The sequence below is a fragment of the Nocardia sp. GP40 genome (assembly GCF_050434125.1).
GTDB classification, from domain to species: Bacteria; Actinomycetota; Actinomycetes; order Mycobacteriales; family Mycobacteriaceae; genus Nocardia; species Nocardia albiluteola.
In genome coordinates, this window is the sequence record NZ_JBNPVW010000004.1 from 301,718 (window position 1) to 325,975 (window position 24,258).

Genomic DNA, 24,258 nt, shown 5'->3' on the forward strand with positions numbered 1-24,258 from the left:
CGTGCGCGCCGATTGATGAGGGTCGGTCCGATCACCCGCGGTGGTCGCGTCGCCACATTTCGAATCGAATGTGACGGCGTCCGCGCGGCGTGGTCGGTTCACAGCGGCCCGCCGCGTCGGCGGGCGCTATCGTCGCTGAGTTGGATCGGCCGACCTGCCCGTGAGCACCTGTACACCGAGCGATACCGGCCGATCCGTTTCCGCCTGGCGGCCGACGGGTGACAGGGCCGCTTCGACACTGTGTCCCGGACGCTCGCCGGTCCGGCGGTGTTGTGCCCGTTGAGGCTCAGGCGCGGACGTGGGTGACGCGTTCGGAACTGACGCGGTGTTCGTGTTTTGCAGGATCCGGATTGGCGACCTGAACCAGGGATGCGCCGGCCGCGTACACCGCGACCAGGCCATTGACGATCTTGGTGGGGGTGTCCCACGGCGTGCTCGACAGCACTCGGTCGGCGGCTGAAAATCCTTGGTGCGCAGCGGAGTCACGAGCCTGGGTCAGCACCTCGCCGACCGGCATGCCCGCCAGCGCGGTGCCCGCGCCCCGCGGATGGAACTGGTCGCCGTGGGCGCGCACCGAGGTGGCGAAGTCGGTGACGCCGATCGGCAGATCTCGCACCGGCATGCCCATCGGATCCAGTGACAGCGCCGCGACCTCGGCGACGCCGTCCACCTCGTCCAGCCGATCGGGGGTGACCAGGGCGAGTTCGGCGTCGTCGTCGGGGCGCAGCACCACCTCGACGCCGGCCCACCAGGCGCCCAGCAGGACCGCCGCGGTCTGCCAGTGCGCGGGCAGCAGCACCGCGACCCGGGCGCCGGGGATGAGGCCGAACTCGTCGCGAATCAGGTTGGCGGTCTTGGATGCCCAGTTGGCCAGGGTCAGGGCGGACAGTTCGATGCGTGCGCCGGTGGCGTCGTCGTAGTAGGTGATGCGCGGGCCCGCGGGGTCGCGGTCCAGGATCGGATCCAGGATCGCGTCGGTGAGGGTCCGGGTCAGTTCACGCATTTCGGTCCGTTCTGGCCTGCGTCGATGGGGGGCGCGGGCGGCACCGGCGTCGCGGTGCCCGAGGCCGAGGTTCCCGAGAAATCGAACAGCGAGCCCGCCGAGCCCGGACCAGAATAGTCACCGGCGAGCACCACGCGCACGGCCCCCTCCACCAGCCCCGGCTCGACCCGCACCGGCAGCCCGCCGAGGGCCTTCGCCACGGCCGCCGCCCTCGGATCGGAGCTGCGCCCGGACGACACCCGGCTGGTCGATACCGGCCCGCCGATCCAGTTGTCCACCGTGCCGGCGCGGAAACCCTTGCCAGCCAACGCCTGTGCCACCCGCCGGGCCAGCCCGGCGGTCCCGCTGGCGTTGTAGATGTCCACGGTGATCGGGGTGGGGGCCGGGCCCGCGGCGGATCCGTCGATCAGCCCGGCCACGAACGAGCGGACCGCGGGGGGATCCACCCGCACCACCGACTGGCCGTTGTCGAGGATCGAGTTGAGGTCCTGCACCGGGATCGTCTGGAATTTCACCGTGCCGCCGGTGAGATCCCGCAGCTGCCGCAGGAACGACAGCACGTCCCAGTTGTCGTCGAGCACGATGGTGCGCCCGACCGCGGTGCTGAGCGCATCGAGCCGGGATGGGTCGGTGAGGATCTTCGCGCTGAGCGTCTGATGCACCAGCGAGGCCATGTACACCTGCTGGCGCACGATCCGATCCAGATCCCCGCGCGGCAGATCGTGGCGCTGGCGCACGAAGCTCAGCGCCTGCGGCCCGTTGAGGCGCTGCACGCCGGCCGGGAAGTCCGCGCCCGACATCGGCTCGTCGACCGGATTGTTCAGGCACACCTCGACCCCGCCGACCGCGTCGGTGAGCAGCGCGAATCCGAGCAGCCCGACCTCGGCGTAGTGGTCGACGGTGATGCCGGTCAGATTCGCCACGGTCTTGATCAGCACCTGCCGCCCGGCCCGGGTGGCCTCCTGTTCGGCGTCGGCGGCCGAAACCCCTTGGTTGACCAGCTTTTCCCGGGTCATCTCCTTGGTCGACCCGTAGGCCGAATTGATCTTGCCCATGCCGACTCCGGGAATGTCGACATACGAGTCGCGGGGGATCGAGATGGCCGAGGCCGAGCGGCCGTCGTTGGGGATGCGCAGCAGCACGATGGTGTCGGTATTGGTGCCGACCTCGTCGCCGGCATGCAGCATGGCGCGCTCGGCGGGGGTGAGCGGATTGCCGTGCGCGTCGGTGCGGCTGTCGACGCCGACCATCAGAATGTCCGTCGCGCCGTCGCTGCCGCCGCCCAGGCCCAGGTCGCCGATCCGCTCGATGCCCGCGATCACCTTGTCGATGCTGTGCCAGCCGAATCCGGTGACGGCGAACACGACTGCGGCGACCGCGGCCGTCAGCAGCCGTCCGGGCCCGGCCTGAGGTAATCGGCGGCGGGGCGTCGTTGCGGTCCAGCTCTGCGGCAATGCTCCATTCCTTTCGGACCTGCCCGCGGAATTCGAAACACACGCATCCACCCCCGAGACGAGGCTAGTCAACGCGGCCGCATACACCCCTGAACCACCGCTGGCCCGGCGTGCCAGACTGGCCGCGTGGGACGACTTGTCGTGACGGGCGCGGGCGGGCAGCTCGGCCGGGCGGTGCGCGCACTGGCGCCGCGGGCGCTGGCACTGAATCGCGAGGAACTGGACATCACCGACGACGCGGCGGTCCGCGCGGTGCTGTCCTCCGGAGACGTGGTGCTCAATTGCGCCGCCTACACCGCCGTCGACGCCGCCGAGACCGACGCCGCGGCGGCGTTCGCGCGCAACGAGACCGGGCCCGGCGTGCTCGCGGCCGCCTGTACCGCGGTGGGCGCCACGCTGATTCACGTCTCCACCGACTACGTCTTCGACGGCACCGGCGACCGGCCCTACGAGCCCGGCGATCCGACCGGACCGACCACCGTCTACGGCCGCTCCAAGCTGGCCGGTGAGCGCGCGGTGCTGCGCGCGGCGCCCGGCGCGCACATCGTGCGTACCGCCTGGGTGTACACCGGCGATCGGCGCGATTTCGTCGCCACCATGCGCCGGCTCGAGCGCGAACGCGACACGGTGAGCGTCGTCGCCGATCAGATCGGCTCGCCCACCTTCGCCCCCGATCTGGCCGCGGGCCTGCTGGAACTGGCGGACCGGGTGGGCGACGGGGAGGTCCCCGCGATCCTGCACGCCACCAACGCCGGTGCGGCCAGCTGGTTCGAACTTGCCCGCGCGGTATTCGCCGGTATCGGCGCCGATCCCGAGCGGGTGCGCCCCTGCACCAGTGCGGAATATCCGAGTTCCACACCGCGCCCGGCATATTCGGTGCTGTCGAATGGTGCCTGGGCCGCCGCCGGTCTCACCCCGCTGCGCGATTGGCGGCTCGCACTCGACGACGCGCTCATGCCTCCGCCTCGCTAGCGCTTCGGCTCCGGCATGAGCGCGGTGGCGACAGTGCCTATTTTTTCGCTCGTTTCGCTCACCATGCGCAGACACCAGTAGGCTGCTCCGCGTGAACTCTTCGGATGCGGATCGTCCCAGCTTGGTCGTCGTCACCGTGACCTACTCGCCGGGCGAGCACCTCGAGCATTTCATCAGCACCCTGGCAGCGGCGACCGGTGAGAAGCCGCAGGTCATTCTCGCTGACAACGGCTCGACCGACGGAACTCCCGAATTAGCGGCCGAGGCGAACGAGCACGTGCGGCTGCTGCGCACGGGCGGCAACATCGGCTACGGCGGCGCGATCAACCGGGCGGTGGCCGAGATCGATCCGGAGATCGAATACGTCGTCATCGCCAACCCCGATATCCGGTGGGGCAACGATTCGATCGACACGCTGCTCGAGGCCGCGAAGCGCTGGCCGCGCGCGGGTGCGCTGGGGCCGATGGTGCGCGAGCCCGACGGCAGCGTGTACCCGTCGGCGCGGTCGGTGCCCGGGCTGCTCGACGGCGCCGGCCACGCGATCCTGGGCAGCGTGTGGCCGGGAAACCCGTGGACCCAGCGCTACCGCCAGGACAACGAGCAGATCAGCGAGCGCACCGTGGGCTGGCTCTCGGGCTCGTGCTTGCTGGTGCGGCGCGAGGCCTTCGACAGCATCGACGGATTCGACTCCCGCTACTTCATGTACATGGAGGACGTGGACTTCGGCGACCGCATGGGGCGGGCGGGCTGGCACAATGTATTCGTGCCATCGGCCGAGGTCACGCACGCGAAGGGGCACGCCGCGGGGCGCCATCCCGAGACGATGCTGCCCGCGCACCACGCCTCGGCATATCGTTTCCAGGCCGACCGGCATCCGCACTGGTGGCAGGCCCCGCTGCGGCTGGCGCTGCGGGCCGGACTTGCGGTTCGCTGCCGGCTTGCGGTTCGATCTGCGCTGCGCAACCGCGACGCCCAGCACTAGCCCGGGACCACCGCGCGGCAGCGCAACGATTTCACCGACCGAACCTGACAAGGGGAGATTGATGGCGGACAACGTTGTGTCCGATGGCGGCACCCCGGCCGATGCCGTGATCCTGGTGGGCGGCCAGGGCACCCGGCTGCGCCCGCTGACGCTGTCCGCGCCCAAGCCGATGCTTCCTGTCGCGGGCCTGCCGTTCCTGCACCACCTGCTCGCGCGCATCGCCGACGCCGGGATCAACCACGTCGTGCTGGGTACCTCGTTCAAGGCCGAGGTCTTCGAGGAGCACTTCGGCGACGGCTCCGAGCTCGGGATCGAGCTCGAGTACGTCACCGAGACCGAGCCGCTGGGCACCGGCGGCGGCATCCGCAACGTGCTGGCCAAGCTGCGCGCGGACACCGTGATGGTGTTCAACGGCGATGTGCTCGGCGGCACCGATCTGGGCGCGGTGCTCGACACGCACGCCGCCACCAATGCCGATGTGACACTGCACCTGGTGCGGGTGAGCGATCCGCGCGCGTTCGGCTGCGTGCCCACCGACGACACCGGCCGGGTCACCGCCTTCCTGGAGAAGACCCAGGACCCGCCGACCGATCAGATCAACGCCGGCTGCTACGTGTTCCGCCGCGAATACATCGAGAAGATCCCCACCGGCCGCCCGGTGTCGGTGGAGCGCGAGGTGTTCCCGTCGCTGCTGGCCGAGGGCGCGCACATCCAGGGCCACGTGGACACCTCCTACTGGCGCGACATGGGCACCCCCGAGGACTTCGTGCGCGGTTCGGCGGATCTGGTCCGCGGCATCGCCCCCTCGCCCGCGCTGCCTGGTCAGCGCGGCGAGGCGCTGGTGCATCCGGGCGCGGGCGTCGCGCCCGGAGCGCTGGTGATCGGCGGCACGGTCGTGGGCCGCGGCGCCGAGGTCGGCGCGGGCGCGCGCCTGGACGGTGCGATCCTGTTCGACGGCGCGCGGGTGGAAGCCGGTGCGACGGTGGAACGTTCGATCATCGGCTTCGGCGCCCGGATCGGTCCCCGCGCGCTGGTCCGCGACGCCGTGATCGGCGACGGCGCGAATGTCGGTGCCCGCTGCGAACTACTACGCGGCGCGCGAATCTGGCCGGGTGTCGACCTGCCCGACGGCGGGATCCGGTTCTCCACGGACGTATAGGGTATCGCCCTCTTCGTCAGAGCCCGGATCTGCCGATGGTGATCGGTTCAGGTGTGGGTCCCCCCGAATATCCTTGGTGATAAGCACGATTCGCCGCTCACCTGTGGTGAGCGGCGAATTGCTTTGTGATCGAACGAGTATTGCGGTGGGCTGGGTGGATCGGCTGCCCCACCGGCCGTCACGGAAGTGCCGCTACGGGTTTGAGGAAGCGCGGTCGGACTGGCGCGGCAGGCCGTACGGCCGGGTTCAGGGGATCAGGCAGGAACCGCGACCGGCTGGGCGATGGCCGTGGGCGCGGTGCGGCTGTCGCGGATCAGCAGCACGCCGGTGAGGATGACCAGGGCGGCGGTGACGAAGTGGACGCTCAGCGCGGTCGCCACCGAGCCGTGGTGGGTCAGGACCGTCAGCATGTCGCCGAGCGGGGTGAGGCTGAAGGCGAGCATGGCAACGCCCAGGGCGAACCGCTGGCGGGCGATCAGCAGCGCCAGGATGACGACGCCGGAGGTGACGTCGCGTACGCCCTTGAGATTCATGAATGCGGCGGCCTGGCCGTGCGGCCAGGCGGGCAGGCCGAAGCTGTGCGCCATCCACGCGGGTGCGACCAGATATCCGACGCCGATGTACAGGATGAAAGCCGCGCCGATCAGGGCGAGTCCGGTCGTGATGCGGGATAGGGTCATGTCGACGCTCCAATTTCTAGCAGTGCTAAGTCAGGAGGCAATGCTAGAACGTGCGGAGCTACTTTGTCTAGCGATGCTAGAATTCTGTCATGACCGCACAGACCCGGCGAGAGCGCCAGCGCGCTGAACGACATCAGCTGATCATCGAAACCGCCCGCGACATCGCCGAATCCCAGGGCTGGGAGGCGGTGACGATACGCCGGCTGGCCGACGCCATCGAGTACAGCCAGCCCGTGCTGTACAGCCACTTCGCCAATCGGGACGCGATCGTGGCCGCTGTCGCGATCGAGGGCTTTACCGAGCTGGCCGCCCGATCGCGCCGGTTGCGCGAGGCGGCGGACACCCCCGAGCAGGCCCTGACCGCGGTCGCGGGCGGCTATCTGGACTTCGCGCGCAGCAGCCCGGCGCTCTACGACGCAATGTTCGTACAGAAGGTGGACCTGATCTTCGGACCGGGTGCGCCGCAGGCGTTGCAGGACGCCTTCGGCGAGCTGGCGGCCGTGTTCGCACCCTTCGCGGGCGAGAATGATGTGGAAACCTCTACCGAGGTCGGCTGGAGCGCCCTGCACGGCCTGGCCACCCTGGAACAGGAGGGCCGCCTGCGGCCGAGCTTTCGTGACCAGCGCCTTTCCCTTCTCGTGGAGCACTGGACGCGGGGGGAGCCGCCGGTCGTCGGGTGACCGCGGGGAACCAAGCCGTAATTGCTGACGGGGCGGGAGGTGCGCCCGCGGGCACAGCCGGCGCGTGGGAGCTGCCGCATCGGGTGGCGGGGAACCGCGCTGTAGCGTGGTTGACATGGTTGACGCCGTGGTGGTCGGAGCGGGGCCCAACGGGCTGGCCGCGGCGGTGATCCTGGCCAGGGCGGGCCTGGCCGTCGAGGTGCACGAGGCCGGCGAGACGGTCGGAGGTGGTTGCCGCACAGCGGAATTGACGCTGCCGGGATATCGGCACGATGTCTGTGCGGGGGCGCACCCGATGGCGGCGGCCTCGCCGTTCTTCCAGGCGTTCGATCTTGCCGCGCACGGGGTGGAACTGCTGACGCCCGAGATCTCCTACGCGCATCCGCTCGACGGCGGCGTCGCGGGGCTGGCGTGGCGCGACCTGGATCGCACGGTCGCGGGGCTGGGGCGCGACGGCGCGGCGTGGCGGCGGTTGTTCGGGCCGCTCGTGCGCGAATGGCAGGAGCTTGTCGCGCTGGCGATGTCGGATCTGCGGCATCCGCCCCTGCGCGCGGCGACAGGCGTGCGGTTCGGGCTGCGCCTGCTCGAGCAGGCATCGCCTTTGTGGGGCATGCGTTTTCGCGACGAGGTGGCCCCCGCGATGCTCACCGGCATCGCCGCGCACGCCATCATCCCGCCGCGGGCCTTCTCCGCCGCCGGTGTCGCACTGCTGCTGGGCAGCCTCGCCCACGTCGACGGCTGGGTGATTCCGCGCGGCGGCAGCCAAGCGATCGCGGACGCGCTCGCCGCGGAGATCGAGAAGTCCGGCGGCCGCATCGTCACGGGGAGCCGTGTCGATTCGCTCGACGAATTCCGTGGCGCGCGAACGATTCTCCTGGACACCGCGCCCGCGGAGCTGTTGCGCCTGGCCGGTGACCGGTTGCCCGCGGGGTACGCCGCGCGGCTGGGCCGCGTCCGCTACGGCGGCGCGGCCTGCAAGGTCGACTTCGCGCTGTCGGGCCCCGTACCGTGGCGGGCGCCCGGGTGCGCATCGGCCGGCACGCTGCACGTGGTCGGCACCCGCGCCGAGACGGTCGCCGCCGAAAGGGCCGTTGCCGCAGGACATCACGCGGACCGCCCCTTCGTTCTGGTCGTGCAGCCCGATGTCGTCGACGACACGCGTGCTCCGCAGGGCGGCCACACGCTCTACGCCTACGCCCACGTGCCCAACGGCTCGACCCGCGACGTCAGCGACACCATGATCGCCCAGCTCGAGCGTTTCGCCCCGGGTGTGCGGGACCTGATCCTGGCCCGGCACGTGCGCACCGCGGCCGAAATGCCCTTCTACAACGCGAATTACATCGGCGGGGACATCTCGGCGGGAGCAATGACGATGCGTCAGACCATTTTCCGCCCCACCCCGCGCTGGAATCCGTACTCGACCCCGTTGCCGGGTGTCTACCTCTGCTCCGCGTCCACCCCGCCGGGACCGGGCGTGCACGGCATGTCGGGGCTGCATGCGGCCCGCCACGCCCTGCGCACACGGTTCGGCATCACCGAGGATCCGCTTGCGCTGCTGCGGCGCACCGCGCCGAAAGCGGCCCCGTAGCAGCCTGGCCCGCCGCTCGCGTCTGCGGCATCAGCGTCGATCCTGAGCCAACGTCATGGGGCACCGGTCGAAGGGGCGCCAACCGGACAGCGCCGCCGCTGTCGGCGGTAGCCACGGCGCCCGCGCGTCCACTGCGACGAGATCACCGGGATCGGTTGGCCTCCCATGCGTTCGCGAGGACCTTCCAGCAGTACAACGATGACGGGTCAGGTCGCCGGTTGGGTGCGATACAGATCCGGCTCGATGTACATCAGCCGCGCGACCGGCACCGCCGCCCGCACCCGGGCCTCGGCGTCGTCGATGGCGGCGGCGATATCGGCGATCTCCAGCCCCGGCACGATCGCCACCTTCGCCGCGACGAGCATGTCCTCCGGGCCGAGGTATTCCGTGCGCAGATGGATGACCCGGTCGATGCGGACCCCGTCGACGAGGTTCTCACGAATCGCCCGCACCTGATCCGGCGTCGCGCCCTCGCCGATCAGCAGGCTCTTCATCTCGACGATCAGCACGATCGCGATGGCGCCCAGCAGGATTCCGACACCGACGGTGCCGATGCCGTCCCAGACCGGATCGTTCGTGAGCATCGTCAGGACCACCGCGAGCAGCGCGATCAGCAGGCCGATGAGCGCCCCGGTGTCCTCGAGCATGACGACCGGCAGTTCCGGATTGCGTGAGGTGCGGATGAACCGCCACCAGCCGGTATCGCCGCGCAGCGCGGCCGATTCCCGCATCGCGGTGGCGAAGCTGTAGCCCTCGAGCGCCGCGGCGACGGCGAGGATGACGACCGCCACCACCGGCGAGCTCAGTTTCTCCGGGTGCTGAATCTTGTGTATTCCCTCCCAGATCGCGTACATCGAACCGAGGGTGAACAGCACCAACGCCACCACGAACGAATAGAAGTACCGGTTGCGTCCGTAGCCGAAGGGGTGCCGTTCGTCGGCCTCCTGCTCGGCGCGTTTGCGGCCCAGCAACAACAGCCCCTGATTGCCCGTGTCGGCGAGCGAATGCACCGCCTCGGCGAGCATCGATCCCGAACCGGTGATGAACGCGCCGGCGAACTTCGCCACCGCGATGCCCGCGTTCGCGCTCAGCGCCGCGAAGATCGCCTTTTTGCCACCGCTGGCAGACATCGTGTCGCCCAAGCCCTTTCGCCGTCACACCCGTCCGGCTCAGCGGCTCCGCGCGCACCGCATGTCCGATTTGTCCGTTAATCTACCTGTCCACGGGTCGCCGGGTGAGCGCGGTCCCTACTCTCCGCCCACACACGCGCAGAACACCTGGGCGGGTCCCTCCGCCGCCTGCGCCCGGATATTGGTGTCCGCGGCGGAAATCCAGGCCGCTCCGCCGGGGGTGATCAGCAGCTCGTCGCGGCCCTGCAGCAGGCGTACCGTTCCCGCCGTGCACAGCAGGATGCCCGGCCCGGTGCGCGGAATCGGCACCGGCTCGGCCCCGGCCTCGAGTTCGAAACGCCGCAGCGCGAATTCCGGTGCGGGCGTGCGATACCGGTACGAATGATCGCCGACCGGCTCGGGCGCCACGACGGGCACCTCGAGCGGTTCGAAATCCAGCACCCGCAGCAGCTCGGGCACGTCGACGTGCTTGGGGGTCAGGCCGCCGCGCAGCACATTGTCGGAATTGGCCATGATCTCCACGCCTATCCCGCTCAGATAGGCGTGCAGGTTCCCGGCCGCGAGGAACAGGCCCTGTCCGGGGTCGAGGGTGATCCGGTTGAGCAGCAGCGCCGCCAGCACGCCGGCGTCGCCGGGATAGGCCTCGGCGAGCTCGAGGACGGTGCGTACCTCGGGCAGGAATTCGGTGTGACTGTCCGAGAGATACCGGACGCAGCCGTCGAGCACCTTGGGCAGCAGCGTGGCCACCATCGCCTGTGGCAGCGTGATCCAGGTGGTGAACAGGGTGCGCAGCCCGGAGGAATCCGGTTGTGCGGCCAGCAGTTCGGCGTAGGACGCCAATTCCGGCACGGCCAGCGCGCGCAGCAGCGCGACCGAGCGGTGCGGATCGCGGAACCCGGCCAGCGCCTCGAACCGCTCGAGCGCCACCACGAGTTCGGGCTTGTGGCTGTCGTCGCGGTAGTTGCGCATCGGCGAATCCAGCGGCACCTGGTGCTTGTTCTCCCGCGCGAATCCCGCCCGTGCCTGATCGGCGCTGGGGTGCGCCTGCAGCGACAGGGGTTCCTCCGCGGCCAGGATCTTCATCAGGAACGGCAGCCGGCCGCCGAATTCCGGTGCGACAGCGCCCAATTCCCGCTGCGGATCCTCAGCGACCAATTCGAGCAGCGACTCGAAGCGCCCGTCGACGCGCACCTTGGCCGGATCGGCGGGATGGGCGCCGAACCACAGCTCGGCCTCCGGATGCGCCGAGGGCACCTCCCGCCCGCACAGCTGAGCGAGCGCGGTGCGCGAACCCCAGGCATAGGAACGCAACGCGCCAACGAGTTCGTGCACTAGAAATTGCCCCTGTCGTAGTGGGCAGGACCGCCGGTGGCGGCCGCGGGACCGCCGAGCAGACGCAGATAGGCCGCGGTCATCTCGAGGCGCAGCATCAGCACCGCCAGCTTTTCCAGCTCACTGCCCGCCTCTGCCTCGAGATTCACCAGTTCGGCATCGATCAGCCCGGATCCATTGCCGAACAGGGCCAGTCGGCGGCGCGCGGCGACCTGATCCGGGTCGGCGCTCACCACGAACAGGCCCACCCGCTGCACCGGCGCCGGGCCGTCGAGCTGCTCGTCGTGGAAGAGCGGATCGAAACCGGGCGCGGCCGCACCGGCGGCCGCGGAGATGCGAGTGTGGGCGGCGGCGGCCTCGGCCAGATCGGCGGCCGCGGCGATCTGCCCGGCCGTGGCCAGCAGCACCTCGGCACCGTGCAGCGCCACCTGGTTCGCCCCGGCCGAGTCGCCGGCGAGCACGATGCGGCGCTGCTGCATGCGCGCGGCCAGGAGTTTGGCCGGATTGTGGAAGACCTCGTTGGTGGGGCCGTCGCGCAGCGCCTCGGCATCGAGCGCATCGGCCAGCGCGTTCAGCTCGGGCGTCAGCGGACCGATATGCGCCGGATCCACCACCTGCAGCACGGCGATGCCGACGGCGAGATAGCGCAGCACGCGGTTGTGGTCGAGCACCCGCACCCGCGGTGGGAGCAGCACCGCGCTGCCGGCGGCGGCGGTGCGCAGCGGGCCCTCCTCGGGGGCGGCGACGACCACCTCGGCGCTGCGGCGCAGCGCGCGATCCACCGCTTCGACGATGCGCGGATCGCCCGAGTCGTCGGCGGCGACCAGCACCACATCGAGCGGGCCCACCCACTGCGGCAGGGCCGAGACGGGCACGATCGGCAGACCGGCCCGGTCGCCCAGGCAGGCCAGAAGCACGGCGGCCGCGCGGGCGGCACGGCCCGCGCCGGTGACGACGACCAGGCTGCGTGGCCGCATGTCGCGCAGCCGCCCCAGCACGTCCTCACTCACGGCCGCCGCCGTGGCGCGCACCTGCGCGCCGCCGGATGCGGCCGAACGTAAATTCCCTCCGGAGTCGGCGGCCTCCAGCGAGGCGACGTCATCGAGGTCGAGTACGGGTGTCCCTGCGATCATCGGGCGTTGCCACCTCCCCTCATCGAGTCACCAGGCCGGGAAACCTGTCCGTTCCGGGCGAATACACACCCTGTGATTCCACTATTCCAGTCAGCCGCGCACGATGCCCAGAATCTCGGTTACGAGTGCGTCTACTTCCTCGGACGATCGGGCTTCGACGTTCAGGCGCAGCAGCGGTTCGGTGTTGGAGGCGCGCAGATTGAACCATGCCTCCTCGGGCAGGTGCACCGTCACACCGTCCAGCCGGTCCACCGAAACGGCCCGGTCCCGGAACGCCTCCAGCACGGCCATCGTCCGCTCCTTCGCGTCGGCCACTGTGGAATTGATCTCTCCGGAGGCGGCATACGTTTCATACGCCGACGCGAGCTCCGAGAGCGGGCGATCCTTCTCGCCGAGCGCCGCCAGCACGTGCAGGGCCGCGAGCATGCCCGAATCGGCGCCCCAGAAGTCGCGGAAGTAATAGTGCGCGGAGTGCTCGCCGCCGAAGATCGCGCCGGTGGCCGCCATCTCCTGCTTGATGAACGAGTGGCCCACCCGGGTGCGGATCGGGGTGCCGCCGAGTTCGGTCACGAGTTCCGGCACCGCGCGCGAGGTGATCAGGTTGTGGATGATCGTCGCGCCCGGCTCCTTGGCCAGCTCGCGCTCGGCCACCAGGGCGGTGATCGCGGAGGGCGAGACGGGCTCGCCGCGCTCGTCCACGACGAAGCAGCGATCGGCGTCGCCGTCGAAGGCCAGGCCGATGTCGGCGCCGGTGCTGCGGACGAACTTCTGCAGGTCCACCAGATTCTTCGGATCCAGCGGATTGGCCTCGTGATTGGGGAACGAGCCGTCGAGTTCGAAGTACAGCGGCTCGATGGTGAGCGCGCCGACCGCTCCCAGCACCGCGGGCACCGTGTGGCCGCCCATGCCGTTGCCCGCGTCGACCGCGACCTTCAGCGGGCGCACCGAGCCCAGATCGACCAGCCCGCGCAGGAATTCGGCGTAGGGCTCGAGCAGGTCGCGGGTGCTCTCGGCGCCCGGGGTGCCGTCGTAGGCGGGTACGCCCTCGATGAGTTCGCGGGAGATGGTGGCCAGGCCGGTGTCCTGACCGACCGGCAGCGCGTTGGCCCGGCACAGCTTGATGCCGTTGTAGCGCGCCGGGTTGTGGCTGGCGGTGAACATCGCGCCGGGGCAGCCGAGACGGCCGGAGGCGAAGTACAGCTCGTCGGTGGAGGCCAGGCCGATATGCACCACGTCCAGGCCCTGCGCCCGCACGCCGGCGGCGAAGGCGGCGGCCAGGGTGGGTGAGGAGTCACGCATATCGTGGCCGATGACCACCTGGGTCGCGTTCTCACCGCGCATCAAGCGAGCGAACGCCGCACCCACATCGCGGACGAAATCGCCGTCGATCTGCTCTCCGACCACTCCCCGTACGTCGTATGCCTTGACAACTGCTTGAACGGATTCGGCAGACCGGGCGACTGTCATGCCCAACACCCTAGTAGTGCCGCACTCAGTTCGGCGGATCGGGGAGGACGCGCAGGTGCCCGCGTCGCCCGGTGCGCGCCGGACGTGCCGGGCGCTGCGGTGCGGGCTGGTAGTCCTGGTATCCGCGCTGCTCGGGTTCCGGTGCGCGGCGGCGCATTCCGGCCTCGCGCACGGCCTCGGCCAGCGCGGTCAGATCGTCGTCGTCGGGGGTGCTGGAGGAGAATCCGCCCTCGTGCCGGACCATCTCCCAGCCCTTGGGGGCGGTGATGCGGGAGGCGTGGGTCTCGCACAGATCCCAGGAGTGCGGCTCGGCGACGGTGACCAGCGGGCCGACGACGGCCATGGAGTCGGAGTAGACGTAGGTCAGCGTCGCAACGGCCGGGTTCTTGCAGCCTGGTCGGCAGCAACGACGCATGGGAATCACGCAAAGGAGAGTAACCCTCCGCGCGCCCGCGCGCCGCGAAGACACGCACGATTCACGGGGCCAGTTTGCGGCCTTCAACCTCGGCTACACCGGCCGGGACGGGGTGACTACTGTCGTGGTTATGACCCGTTCACGCAAGCGCCGGCCGCCGACGGCACGCTCGGTGATCCGTCGCGGGCGGGGCCTGCGCGGCCCGATGCTGCCGCCGACGGTGCCGGCCTGGCGCACCCGGGGCCAGCAGTTCGACCGGCTGGTTCTCGAGGCGTTCGCACCGCTGGACAGCCGCTGGCACGACCGCCTCACCAAGCTCGATATCGCGGTCGACGATGTGCCGAAAATCCGTCCGCTGCACCCGGATTCGGTGACCTGGCCGGACGAGGTGGTGGCCGATGGGCCGGTGCCGCTGTCCCGGCTGGTCCCGGCGGGCGTCGATGCGCGCGGGGCGGCGACGCGCGCCCGCGTGGTGTTGTTCCGCAAGCCGCTGGAGCTGCGTGCGAACGATCCGGACGATCTGGTGGATCTGCTGCGCGAGGTGCTCGTTCAGCAGATCGCGACGTATCTCGGTGTCGAGCCGGACGTCATCGATCCCGAGGAATGAATGTGAAGCGGGAGCCGCAGGGGTGGTGGACCCCCCGGGCTCCCGGCTAACCGATGCCGCGCTTGAGGCGGCGGCGCTCCCGCTCGGAGAGGCCACCCCAGATGCCGAAGCGCTCGTCGTGTGCGAGTGCGTATTCCAGGCACTCGTCCCGTACCTCGCAGCCCAGGCAGATCCGCTTCGCCTCGCGCGTGGAACCGCCCTTCTCGGGGAAGAACGCCTCCGGATCCGTCTGGGCGCACAGGGCCCGTTCCTGCCACTGCTCTTCGATGGTGTCGAACATGGCATCGAAGTCCGTGACGATGAGACTCAACTTCGGCGGCTCAGGCTTGCGCTGGTTGGCTGCCCACTGTCCTCCCTGCCGTGGTGCGGCCCCCATCGCCATGGTTCCCCCCTCTCCTTCTTCGTCGATCCAGCTGTCCATGTAGACGCCAGGTGCTGCGCCTGCCATGGAATCGGTTTGCGATACACCACCCGGAATGCCCGACGGGGCCAGCTCCTCGGCCATCGCTCCGCCTCCTCACTGTGTGTTAGCGCAGAAAGATTTATCCGTCGGACCCGATCTGCAAACCGACGGCCCAACACCGCGACGTTGTCCCGCGGACATCCCCGAGCTCGTCATTCTCGTTCGAACATCTGTTCGAAATCCGGTCTGCGCCTTGCATTCTCGCGCACACCTGAAATGACATGCCTGTGATTAGACACGCCGGACGCCGTGATGGTCAAGCTGCTGACACAATTCCGTTACTATCCACCGCTATCCTCGAGGCCGTTAGGTAACCTCCGAGTAGCAAATGACCAGCAAATATGCCCCGAAGCGTGATCTTCGGATCAACGCATAGGCTATGCGGATGTGACTGGAGAACAAGCGGACATCGCGACCGATACGGGCGAGGCGGGGGCGCAGCCCAGCATTGCGGTGTTGGTCGGCGGAGTCGGTGGCGCACGGTTCCTGCAGGGCGTGCGCGAACTGCTGCCCGAAGCGAATATTTCGGCGATCGTGAACGTCGGCGACGACGTCTGGATGCACGGTCTGCGAATCTGCCCCGATCTCGACACCTGCATGTACACCCTCGGTGGGGGCATCGATACCGAGCGCGGTTGGGGCCGGCAGGGGGAAACCTGGCACGCCAAGGAGGAACTGGCGAAATATCACGCGCAGCCCGATTGGTTCGGTCTCGGCGATCGAGATATCGCCACCCATCTGGTGCGCAGTGAAATGCTGCGTGCGGGTTACCCGCTCTCGGCGGTGACCGAGGCCCTGTGCAACCGCTGGCAACCGGGTGTGAAACTGCTTCCAGCAACCGACGACAGGTGCGAAACACACGTCGTGATCAGCGAACCGGACAACCCTGGCGAACGTCGCGCGATTCATTTTCAGGAGTGGTGGGTCAGGTACCGGGCGACCGTTGAGACCCATGGATTCGTCACAATCGGGGCGGATCAGGCCAAGCCTGCCCCAGGTGTGACCAAAATCATAGAGGGCGCTGACGCGGTCCTGCTGGCGCCGTCGAACCCCGTGGTGAGCATCGGCGCGATCCTGGCGGTGCCCGGAATCCGCGGCGCTTTGCGCACCACATCGGCGAGCGTCGTCGGGCTGTCGCCGGTGATCGACGGAAAACCGCTGCGCGGCATGGCCGACGAATGCCTCTCGGTGCTCGGGGTGGAGACCTCGGCCGAGGCCATCGGCCGGCATTTCGGCGCGCGCTCGGACACCGGCATCCTGGACGGCTGGCTCGTCCATTCCACCGACACCGCGCAGGTGCCGGGCGTGGAGGTGCGCAGCGTGCCGCTGCTCATGAGCGACCCGGCCGCCACCGCGGAGATGGTGCGCGAGGCGCTGGATATCGCGGGGGTGAAGGCGTGAATTCGATCCTGCCCGAGTCCGGCGATCACGCGCCCGGCGGCGAGCTGCGCATCATTCCGGTGCCGGGCCTGCCGGAGTTCCGTCCGGGCGACGATGTCGCCGAACACATTGCGGCACAGGCCCCGTGGCTCGCCGACGGCGACATCCTCGTGGTCACCAGCAAGATCGTCGCCAAGGCCGAGGGGCGCATCGTGGCCGCGCCCGCGGATCCCGAGGAGCGCGACGAGGTGCGCCGGGAACTGGTGCGCTCCGAGGCGGTGCGGGTGCTCGCCCAGAAGGGCCGCACCCTGATCACCGAGAACAAGCTGGGCATCGTGCAGGCCGCCTCCGGTGTCGACGGCTCCAATGTCGACCAGGGCGAGCTGGTCCTGCTGCCGTCCGATCCGGACGGCAGCGCACAGACCCTGCGGTCCGCGCTGGCGCAGCGGCTGGGGGTTCGGGTCGCGGTTGTCATCACCGACACCATGGGCCGCGCGTGGCGCACAGGGCAGACCGACGCCGCGATCGGCGCGGCCGGGCTGCGGGTGCTGCACGACTACGCGGGCGCGGTCGACGGCCAGGGCAACGAGTTGCACGTGACCCAGGTCGCGGTCGCCGACGAGCTGGCCGCGGCCGCGGATCTGGCCAAGGGCAAGCTCGGCGGTGTCCCGGTGGCGGTGGTGCGCGGGCTGAGCCCGCACGACGACGGCTCCCGTGCGGCGGATCTGGTGCGCGGCGGCGAGGACGACCTGTTCTGGCTCGGCACCGCCGAGGCCATCGACAAGGGGCGCCGCGAGGCGCTGCTGCTGCGCCGCTCGGTACGCCAATTCGCCGATACGCCAGTGGAACCCGAGGTGATCCGGTCCGCGGTGGCCGCGGCGCTGACCGCACCGGCGCCGCATCACACCCGGCCCGTCCGGTTCGTGTGGGTGCGGGACCGGGAACTGCGCGCGCGGTGGCTGACGGCGATGGCCGAGAAGTGGCGCGCGGACCTGTCCGCCGACGGCTGGGCCGCCGAACGGGTGGAGCGCCGCGTGGCGCGTGGGCAGATTCTCGTGGGCGCCCCGGAGGTGATCATCCCGATCTGCGTGCCCGACGGTGCGCACGACTATCCGGACGAGCGCCGCCGCGCCGCCGAGTCGACCATGTTCACCGTCGCGGTCGGCGCGGCGGTGCAGGGCCTGCTGGTCGCGCTGGCGACCGAGGGCGTGGGCAGCTGCTGGATCGGATCGACGATTTTCGCCCCGGAGCTCACTCGCGAGGTGCTGGGGCTGGCCGCGGACTGGAATCCGCTGGGTGCCATCGCTGTCGGGTACCCGACCGAGGAGTTGTCCCCGCGCGCGCTGCGCGATTCCGGGGACGGATTGCTGGAACTGTAGGTGAGTGGTCCGGGCGCGCGGCGGATGCGAGCGCGCCCGGCCCGGTTCGCCGGGTGTGCTCGAATCGATCTGCCGCCCGGGAGATCGGCCGAATGGAAGGAAACGGATGAGCGCGGGCTCATTGCATGCGTCGGCAACCGAACTGCTCGAAAGGTGGTCTCCGGCAACCAGTCCGGAGCAATCGGTGCGCGAGGCGATGCTGGCCTTCCTGGGCTCGGCGCCGCGCGGCTGCCTGCGCGAGCACGCGCCCGGCCACATCACGGCCTCGGCGGTCGTTTTCTCGCACGATCAGGGCGAGGTGCTGCTGACCCTGCATCCGCGCGTGGGCCGCTGGATCCAGCTCGGCGGCCACTGCGAGGAATCCGACGACTCGGTGCAGGCCGCGGCCCTGCGGGAGGCCACCGAGGAGTCGGGCATCGCCGGCCTGGCGCTCGAACCGGGGCTGTACGGCGCCCAGGCCCATCCGATCACGTGCTCCCTGGGTCGCCCGACCCGGCACCTGGATCTGCTGTTCAGGATCACGGCACCGGAAGGTGCTGTGCCGGTGCGCAGTTCGGAATCCACCGATCTGCGCTGGTGGCCGGTGGACGGGCTGCCGGACGATGCCGACGTGCTGATCCGGTGAACCCCGCGCACCGCGGCGCGGACCGCGGGGTCGGCGCGGGTCAGAGCGGGAGCAGATGGTGCTTGCGCGGCCCGGCCTGAACGGTCTTGTCGCGCAGCAATTGCAGCGCCTTGCGGATCTCCAGCCGGGTGTGCGCCGGTTCGATCACCGCATCGATGTATCCACGCTCGGCCGCGATCCACGGGGTGGCCACGACGGTGTTGTAGTAGTCGATGAGCTGCTCGCGCAGCGCGAGCCGGTCTTCCTCGGAGGCCGCGGCCAGCTGCTGGCGCCCGATGAGCCCGACCGCGGCCTCGGCGCCCATGACCGCGATGCGGGCGGTGGGCCACGCCAGGTTGATATCCGCGCCGAGCTGTTTGCACCCCATGACGGCGTAGCCGCCGCCGTAGGCCTTGCGCACGATCACCGAGACGATCGGGACACTCGCCTCGACCACGGCATAGAAGAAACGACCGCCGCGCTTGATGACGCCCATCCGCTCCTCGTCCACGCCGGGCAGTACGCCCGGGGTGTCGACGACGAAGACCAGGGGGAGGCTGAACGCGTCGCAGAGCCGGATGAAGTGGGCGGCCTTGTCCGAGCAGCGCGCGTCGATGGCCCCGCTGGACACCAGGGGCTGATTGGCGACGACGCCGACCGGACGGCCGTCCACGCGGGCGAGTCCGGTGATGATGTTGAGTGCCGAGGCGTCCCCGACCTCGTGGAAGTCGCCGTCGTCGAAGATGCGCAGCAGGATGTCGTGCATGTCGTAGCCGGCGCGGTCGGAGTCCGGGATGACGGCGTTCAGCTCCCGATCCGACTCGGTGACCTCGGGTTCGATTCCGGGATTGACGACCGGCGGGCTATCGAAGCAGCTCGACGGCATGAAGCCGAGATACGAACGGACCCAGTCCAATGCGGCGCGTTCGTCCGCGGCCACGTGGTGGATGTTGCCGTTGTCGGCCTGGGCCTGGGCGCTGCCGAGTTCCTCGAGGCTGACCTCCTCGCCGGTGACCTCGCGGATCACCTCGGGCCCCGTGACGAACATGTACGCCGATTTCGTGGCGACGAGCACGTCGGTGTTGATCGGTGAATACACCGCTCCCGCAGCACATTTGCCAAGCATCACCGAAATCTGCGGCACCACGCCGGAGAGCCGGAGCTGCCGACGGCTCATCGCCGCGTACCAGGCCAGCGACGTCACCGCGTCCTGCACGCGCGCGCCGCCGGAGTCGTTGATCGCGATGAACGGGCATCCGGTATCGGCGGCGAAATCCATTGCCTTGGCGACCTTTCGGCCGAACATCTCGCCGACCGAGCCGCCGAACACGGTCTGATCGTGCGCGATGACGACCACCGGGCGGCCCTCGACGGTGCCGCGCCCGGTGACCACCCCGTCGCCGAACAGCGCGTCGGGCTGCCCGGGTTGCCTTGCCAGGGCGCCGATCTCGACGAAACTCCCGGCATCGAGCAGCATGTCGATGCGCTCGCGCGGGCCGGCGGTGCCCTTGCGTGCCCGCTTCGCCACGGCGGCGGGCCCGGCGGGTTCCTTCGCCGCCTCCAGATTTCGGTACAGCAGCGCCAGCTTCGCCGCGGTCGTATCGGTCACTCGCTCACCCTCCTGCTGTGTAGTCACCCCGTAGCAACCGTAGGTCGAACTGCCGAATGTACTGCTATAGATCCATTGGCGTGTCGTTTACGGCAGTCTCGGGCATCGCGAGCAATCGCGGAAAAACGGAAACGCCGACGCCCTCACGCTGGGGAGCGGAGGGCGCCGGCGCACCGGGAACACGGTGGGTTCAGGCCGTGACCAGGTCCTTTTCCTCGACGGGAGCGGGCATTTCGGGAGCATCGTGCTCCTGCACCATCGATTCGTCGAAGGGCAGTTCGCGATCGAGCACCCGGCGCACCCGATCGGGATCGATGGTCCGCGTCCAGGTGCCGACCAGGACCGTGGCGACGGCGTTGCCGGAGAAGTTCGTGATCGCGCGGGCCTCGGACATGAACCGGTCGATGCCCACGATCAGTCCGACGCCGCCGAGCAGGTCCGGGCGATGGCTCTGCAGACCGCCCGCCAGCGTCGCCAGGCCCGCGCCGGTCACCCCGGCCGCGCCCTTGGAGGCGATGACCATGAAGACCAGCAGGCCGATCTGCTCGCCCAGCGCCATCGGCTTGCCCATCGCATCGGCGATGAACAGCGAGGACATCGTCAGGTAGATCGCGGTGCCGTCCAGATTGAACGAATATCCGGTCGGCACAACGATTCCCACCGTCGAACGCTCGACGCCCAGGTGCTCCATCTTGGCGATCAGCCGCGGCAGCGCCGATTCGGAAGAGGACGTCGAGAAGATCAGCAGATACTCGCGGGCCAGGTACCGCACCAGCTTGAAGATCGACGCGCCGGACGCAACCCTCATCAGTGCGCCCAGCACGCCGAAGACGAAGACCAGGCACGTGAGGTAGAACGCGAGCATCAGCGTCGCGAGCTGCTTCACCGCATCCAGGCCGGTACTGGCCACCACGTTCGCGATCGCGCCGAACGCGCCGATCGGGGCGACCCAGAGAATCATGCTCAGGATCTTGAACACCAGCTTCTGCACCAATCCGACGCCGCGCAGGATCGGCTCGCCGGACTTGCCCATCGCCTGGATCGCGAATCCGGCCAGCAGCGCGACGAACAGCGTCTGCAGCACGCTGCCCGCGGTCAGCGAGGACAGCAGCGAGGTCGGGACGATGCTCTCCAGGAAGTGCCAGGTGCCACCGCCGCCCGCGGCCTGCTTGGCGTAGACCAGGGCATCCTTGGCGTGCGCGTGAATGTTCAGCCCGGTGCCCGGATGCACCAGATTGCCGACCAGCAGCCCGATCGCCAGGGCCACCGTGGACATGACCATGAAGTAGACGATGGAGAGCCCGCCGATCCGGCCCACGCGGGCCGCGGCCCGCACCGAGCCGATGCCGAGCACGATCGTGCAGAAGATGACCGGCGAGATCATCATGGTGATGAGGCTGACGAACATGGTGCCCAGCTGGCCCACCGACTTGCCGAATCCGGGAGCCAGCCAACCGGCCAGGACGCCGGCCACGACGGCCGCGATGACGGCCAGATAGAGCCAGTGGGTACGGTCGCGGCGACCCGATCGTGCAGCGGTTGTCATGGCAAGTCCTCCGGTACCCGCGTGATCTGGGCCACGCGTTCGAAGAGTCATCCTGGCGGCTACCGTGACGACGGTCACCATTACGTACATTTCGTTCACGGGAGGTGGGTGTGTGGAACCGGCGCATGACCCTGGCCGGTCAGGTCTTCCTCGTCCAGCTCGTCGTGCTGGTCGTCGTCATCGCCGCCGGGTCGGCACTGGCGGTGTGGGAGGTGCGCCGCGAACAGGACGACGCGACGCGTCAGCGGGTCGTGGGCATCGCGGTGTCGGTTGCGCAGGCGCCCTCCACGATCGCGGCGGTGCGGACCCCGGACCCGACGGCGCTGCTGCAGCCGGTGACCGAGCGGATCCGGGTGCGGACCGGCGTCGACTTCATCGTCGTGATGGCGCCCGACCGCACCCGCTACACCCACACCGATGTCACACAGATCGGAAAGCCGTTCAGCGGCACCATCGATCGCGCGCTGGCCGGTGCGACGTTCACCGAGACCTACACCGGAACGCTGGGCCCCTCCATCCGGGCGGTGACACCCGTCGTCGACGGGGGCCGCGTGATCGCGCTGGTCTCGGCGGGCGTGACCCGCGCGCGGATTGGCGACGAGGTGCTCGCGCAGCTGCCGCTGATCCTGGGCGTGGCCGCGGCGGGCCTGCTGCTGGCGGTGCTGGGTGCGCTGCTGTTCCGCAGACGGCTGCTGCGCCAGACGCACGGCTTGGGCCCCGCCGAACTGCGCATCCTGTACGAGCATCACGACGCCGTTCTGCATTCGGTGCACGAGGGCCTGGTGGTGTTCGACCGGGACGCCGAGGTGGCCGCGGTGGTGAACGACGAGGCCCGCCGCCTGCTGGACCTGCCGGACGGACCGGTGCGACGCACGGATCTGCCGGTATCGCTGCGACGGCTGGAGTCCGTGGTAGTGCGGGACGAGATGCACGTGACACCCGAACGCGTGCTGGTCGTCAACCAGGACATCGTCACCTGGTCCGGCCGTCGGCGTGGCATCGGGGATGGTAAGCGGACGGAGCTCGCGAAGTCGGCGGGGTGGGTCGGCACTGTGCTCACCGTGCGCGATCACACCGAATTGCGGGACATCATGGGCGAATTGGACTCCGCGCGCGGCCTGGCCGAATCGCTGCGCGCGCAGTCGCACGAGTCGGCCAACCGGTTGCACGCGGTGATCACGATGGTGGAGCTGGGGCAGTTCGGGGAGGCCGTCGACTTCGCGACCGCGGAATTGCAACTGTCCCAGGCGCTCATCGACCGGCTGACCGCGGCGGTGCACGAGCCCGCGCTGGCGGCGCTGTTGCTGGGCAAGGTGGATCAGGCGATCGAGCGCGGGGTCGAGCTGACGGTCGGGGACGATACCCGCGTCGATTCCGCGGCGCCGCTGACCGTGCACGAAATGATCACCCTGGTAGGCAATCTCGTCGACAATGCCCTCGACGCCGTCGCCCGGCAGCCCGACGCGTGGGTGGAAGTCACAGTGCGCGCCGGGGATTCGGACCTGCTGGTACGCGTGGCCGACAGCGGGCCGGGCATGTCGGCCGACGCGTTCGCCCGCGCGACGGAGCGCGGATACTCCACCAAATCCGACCACCACGGGTTGGGGCTGGCATTGGTGTGGCGGCTGGTGGCCCGGCACGGCGGCACCCTGGAGGCCGAGCGGACGCCGGAATCGGCGGTCGTGGTGAGGATTCCGCGATGAACCCGCAGACCCCGCCGATCCGCGTGCTGATCGTCGAGGACGAGCCGCGCATCGCGCAGGCGCATCGCTCGTATGTGGAGCGGGTGCCGGGCTTCGTGGTCGTCGGGGTCGTCCACACCGGCCGCGAGGCGATCCGGGTGGCGACCCGGGCCGCGGAGAGAACCGATGGGCCAGCGCGCCCCGGCGAACGACGGAGTCGTGAACGGAGCGAAGCGGAGAGAACCGATGGGCCAGCGCGCCCCGGCGAACGACGGAGTCGTGAGCCGATCGATCTGGTCCTGATGGACATCGGGCTGCCCGACATCGGCGGGCTCGAGGTGACCGCGGCGCTGACCCGCCTGCGCCCGCGGCCGGACGTCATCGCCATCAGCTCGGCCCGGGACCTCGACATGGTCCGTGCCGCGGTTTCCCACGGGGTGGCGCTCTACCTGCTCAAACCCTTTCCCTTCGCGGCCTTTCGGGACAAGCTCGAGCGCTACCTGGAATTCCGGGCGGCGCTGCCGGATTCGGCGGCCTCGAGCCTGACCCAGCACGACATCGACCGGGCGTTCAGCGCCCTGCGCACCCCAGATCCCCGCGCGGCCTCGCCCAAAGGCATTGCGCCGCAGACCCTCGAGGAGATCTCCCGGGTGCTGCGCGCGGCGCCCGGCGGGCTGTCGGCCACCGAGACCGGCCGGTCCGCGGGTGTTTCGCGGGTCACGGCCTGGCGGTACCTGGAGCAGCTCGCCGCCGAGGGGGTCGTCGAGCGCCGGACCGACTACGGGCGGGCGGGCCGGCCGCAGGTGAGGTATATATGGCGTCGGTGAACAGTTGATGTCACAGTTGCGCGAAGATGAACAGACCGGTCCGTTACGGCGGCCCCGAATGTATCCGAATTGTGTTGTGTTGTATAACGATTGCGCGGATGCCCGCGGCGTGTGCTCCGGGGCAACTGGCCCCGACCGGTAGGACTCGACGAGAGGACGACGCGCC

Annotated in this window: 22 protein-coding genes; 11 read left to right on the forward strand and 11 right to left on the reverse strand. The window is 69.7% G+C overall.

Going from position 1 to position 24,258, the window contains the following annotated elements; genetic code table 11:
• Positions 1–286: 286 nt before the first annotated feature.
• A complete protein-coding gene (locus ABH933_RS14535; RefSeq protein ID WP_429422718.1) occupies positions 287–1,003 on the reverse strand; it encodes a TIGR03089 family protein in 717 nt (238 codons plus the stop codon).
• Positions 991–2,457, reverse strand: coding sequence for an LCP family protein (locus ABH933_RS14540; protein WP_429422716.1), 1,467 nt, complete (start codon positions 2,455–2,457; stop codon positions 991–993). Before ABH933_RS14540 ends, ABH933_RS14535 begins: the two co-directional genes overlap by 13 nt.
• 126 nt (positions 2,458–2,583) lie before the next feature.
• Between ABH933_RS14540 and rfbD the strand changes: the two genes are divergently transcribed.
• The 3 genes from rfbD to ABH933_RS14555 all read left to right on the forward strand — a co-directional run bounded on the left by rfbD (position 2,584) and on the right by ABH933_RS14555 (position 5,570).
• Positions 2,584–3,429, forward strand: coding sequence for a dTDP-4-dehydrorhamnose reductase (rfbD, locus tag ABH933_RS14545; protein ID WP_429422714.1), 846 nt, complete (start codon positions 2,584–2,586; stop codon positions 3,427–3,429).
• A 91-nt stretch (positions 3,430–3,520) separates the two neighbouring features.
• Positions 3,521–4,411 (forward strand): glycosyltransferase family 2 protein, encoded by an 891-nt coding sequence (locus tag ABH933_RS14550; protein WP_215918314.1) that lies wholly within the window; start codon positions 3,521–3,523, stop codon positions 4,409–4,411.
• Between the two features lie 61 nt (positions 4,412–4,472).
• Positions 4,473–5,570, forward strand: a complete 1,098-nt coding sequence (locus ABH933_RS14555; RefSeq protein WP_215918315.1) for a sugar phosphate nucleotidyltransferase — start codon at positions 4,473–4,475, stop codon at positions 5,568–5,570.
• A gap of 254 nt (positions 5,571–5,824) precedes the next feature.
• On the opposite strand, the gene ABH933_RS14560 is transcribed toward ABH933_RS14555, so the two are convergent.
• Positions 5,825–6,250: a DUF4267 domain-containing protein gene (locus tag ABH933_RS14560; RefSeq protein ID WP_429422711.1), complete on the reverse strand. Its 426-nt coding sequence runs from the start codon at positions 6,248–6,250 to the stop codon at positions 5,825–5,827.
• Positions 6,251–6,339: 89 nt separating this feature from the next.
• On the opposite strand from ABH933_RS14560, the gene ABH933_RS14565 reads away from it, so the two are divergent.
• Positions 6,340–6,930, forward strand: a complete 591-nt coding sequence (locus ABH933_RS14565; RefSeq protein WP_429422709.1) for a TetR/AcrR family transcriptional regulator — start codon at positions 6,340–6,342, stop codon at positions 6,928–6,930.
• 115 nt (positions 6,931–7,045) lie between these two features.
• Positions 7,046–8,518, forward strand: a complete 1,473-nt coding sequence (locus tag ABH933_RS14570; RefSeq protein ID WP_429422707.1) for a phytoene desaturase family protein — start codon at positions 7,046–7,048, stop codon at positions 8,516–8,518.
• 206 nt (positions 8,519–8,724) lie between these two features.
• Here the strand turns inward: ABH933_RS14570 and ABH933_RS14575 are convergent, their stop codons facing one another.
• The 5 genes from ABH933_RS14575 to ABH933_RS14595 form a co-directional block, all read right to left on the reverse strand.
• Complete coding sequence (locus tag ABH933_RS14575; RefSeq protein WP_429422705.1) at positions 8,725–9,648, reverse strand: cation diffusion facilitator family transporter; 924 nt, start codon at positions 9,646–9,648, stop codon at positions 8,725–8,727.
• Positions 9,649–9,765: 117 nt separating this feature from the next.
• The gene (manA, locus tag ABH933_RS14580) at positions 9,766–10,980 is read right to left on the reverse strand and encodes a mannose-6-phosphate isomerase, class I (protein ID WP_429422703.1); all 1,215 of its coding nucleotides are present in this window, start codon (positions 10,978–10,980) and stop codon (positions 9,766–9,768) included.
• Positions 10,980–12,113 carry a tobH protein gene (locus ABH933_RS14585; protein ID WP_429422701.1) on the reverse strand — a complete coding sequence of 378 codons (1,134 nt, stop codon included), beginning with the start codon at positions 12,111–12,113 and terminating at the stop codon, positions 10,980–10,982. Before ABH933_RS14585 ends, manA begins: the two co-directional genes overlap by 1 nt.
• A 90-nt stretch (positions 12,114–12,203) precedes the next feature.
• Complete coding sequence (locus tag ABH933_RS14590) at positions 12,204–13,580, reverse strand: phosphomannomutase/phosphoglucomutase (protein ID WP_429422699.1); 1,377 nt, start codon at positions 13,578–13,580, stop codon at positions 12,204–12,206.
• 25 nt (positions 13,581–13,605) lie between these two features.
• Positions 13,606–13,995 carry a DUF3499 domain-containing protein gene (locus tag ABH933_RS14595; protein WP_429423193.1) on the reverse strand — a complete coding sequence of 130 codons (390 nt, stop codon included), beginning with the start codon at positions 13,993–13,995 and terminating at the stop codon, positions 13,606–13,608.
• A 130-nt stretch (positions 13,996–14,125) separates the two neighbouring features.
• Here ABH933_RS14595 and ABH933_RS14600 point away from each other — a divergent pair, with 130 nt between their 5' ends.
• Entirely contained in the window at positions 14,126–14,602 is a 477-nt protein-coding gene (locus tag ABH933_RS14600; protein ID WP_215918323.1) for a metallopeptidase family protein, read from the forward strand.
• Between the two features lie 46 nt (positions 14,603–14,648).
• On the opposite strand, the gene ABH933_RS14605 is transcribed toward ABH933_RS14600, so the two are convergent.
• On the reverse strand, positions 14,649–14,882 hold the full coding sequence (locus tag ABH933_RS14605) for a WhiB family transcriptional regulator (protein WP_153410847.1): 234 nt from the start codon (positions 14,880–14,882) through the stop codon (positions 14,649–14,651).
• A gap of 570 nt (positions 14,883–15,452) precedes the next feature.
• Between ABH933_RS14605 and cofD the strand changes: the two genes are divergently transcribed.
• The 3 genes from cofD to ABH933_RS14620 all read left to right on the forward strand — a co-directional run bounded on the left by cofD (position 15,453) and on the right by ABH933_RS14620 (position 18,449).
• The gene (cofD, locus tag ABH933_RS14610; RefSeq protein ID WP_429422697.1) at positions 15,453–16,466 is read left to right on the forward strand and encodes a 2-phospho-L-lactate transferase; all 1,014 of its coding nucleotides are present in this window, start codon (positions 15,453–15,455) and stop codon (positions 16,464–16,466) included.
• A gap of 5 nt (positions 16,467–16,471) precedes the next feature.
• The gene (locus tag ABH933_RS14615; RefSeq protein ID WP_429423191.1) at positions 16,472–17,824 is read left to right on the forward strand and encodes a coenzyme F420-0:L-glutamate ligase; all 1,353 of its coding nucleotides are present in this window, start codon (positions 16,472–16,474) and stop codon (positions 17,822–17,824) included.
• Positions 17,825–17,930: 106 nt separating this feature from the next.
• Positions 17,931–18,449: an NUDIX hydrolase gene (locus ABH933_RS14620; RefSeq protein ID WP_429422695.1), complete on the forward strand. Its 519-nt coding sequence runs from the start codon at positions 17,931–17,933 to the stop codon at positions 18,447–18,449.
• A 40-nt stretch (positions 18,450–18,489) separates the two neighbouring features.
• On the opposite strand, the gene ABH933_RS14625 is transcribed toward ABH933_RS14620, so the two are convergent.
• Positions 18,490–20,037 (reverse strand): acyl-CoA carboxylase subunit beta, encoded by a 1,548-nt coding sequence (locus tag ABH933_RS14625; RefSeq protein ID WP_429422693.1) that lies wholly within the window; start codon positions 20,035–20,037, stop codon positions 18,490–18,492.
• 190 nt (positions 20,038–20,227) lie between these two features.
• Positions 20,228–21,583, reverse strand: coding sequence for a cation:dicarboxylate symporter family transporter (locus ABH933_RS14630; protein WP_215918327.1), 1,356 nt, complete (start codon positions 21,581–21,583; stop codon positions 20,228–20,230).
• Positions 21,584–21,708: 125 nt separating this feature from the next.
• Between ABH933_RS14630 and ABH933_RS14635 the strand changes: the two genes are divergently transcribed.
• A complete protein-coding gene (locus ABH933_RS14635) occupies positions 21,709–23,286 on the forward strand; it encodes a sensor histidine kinase (RefSeq protein ID WP_429422690.1) in 1,578 nt (525 codons plus the stop codon).
• Positions 23,283–24,092: a response regulator gene (locus ABH933_RS14640; protein WP_429422688.1), complete on the forward strand. Its 810-nt coding sequence runs from the start codon at positions 23,283–23,285 to the stop codon at positions 24,090–24,092. Before ABH933_RS14635 ends, ABH933_RS14640 begins: the two co-directional genes overlap by 4 nt.
• Positions 24,093–24,258 lie beyond the last annotated feature (166 nt).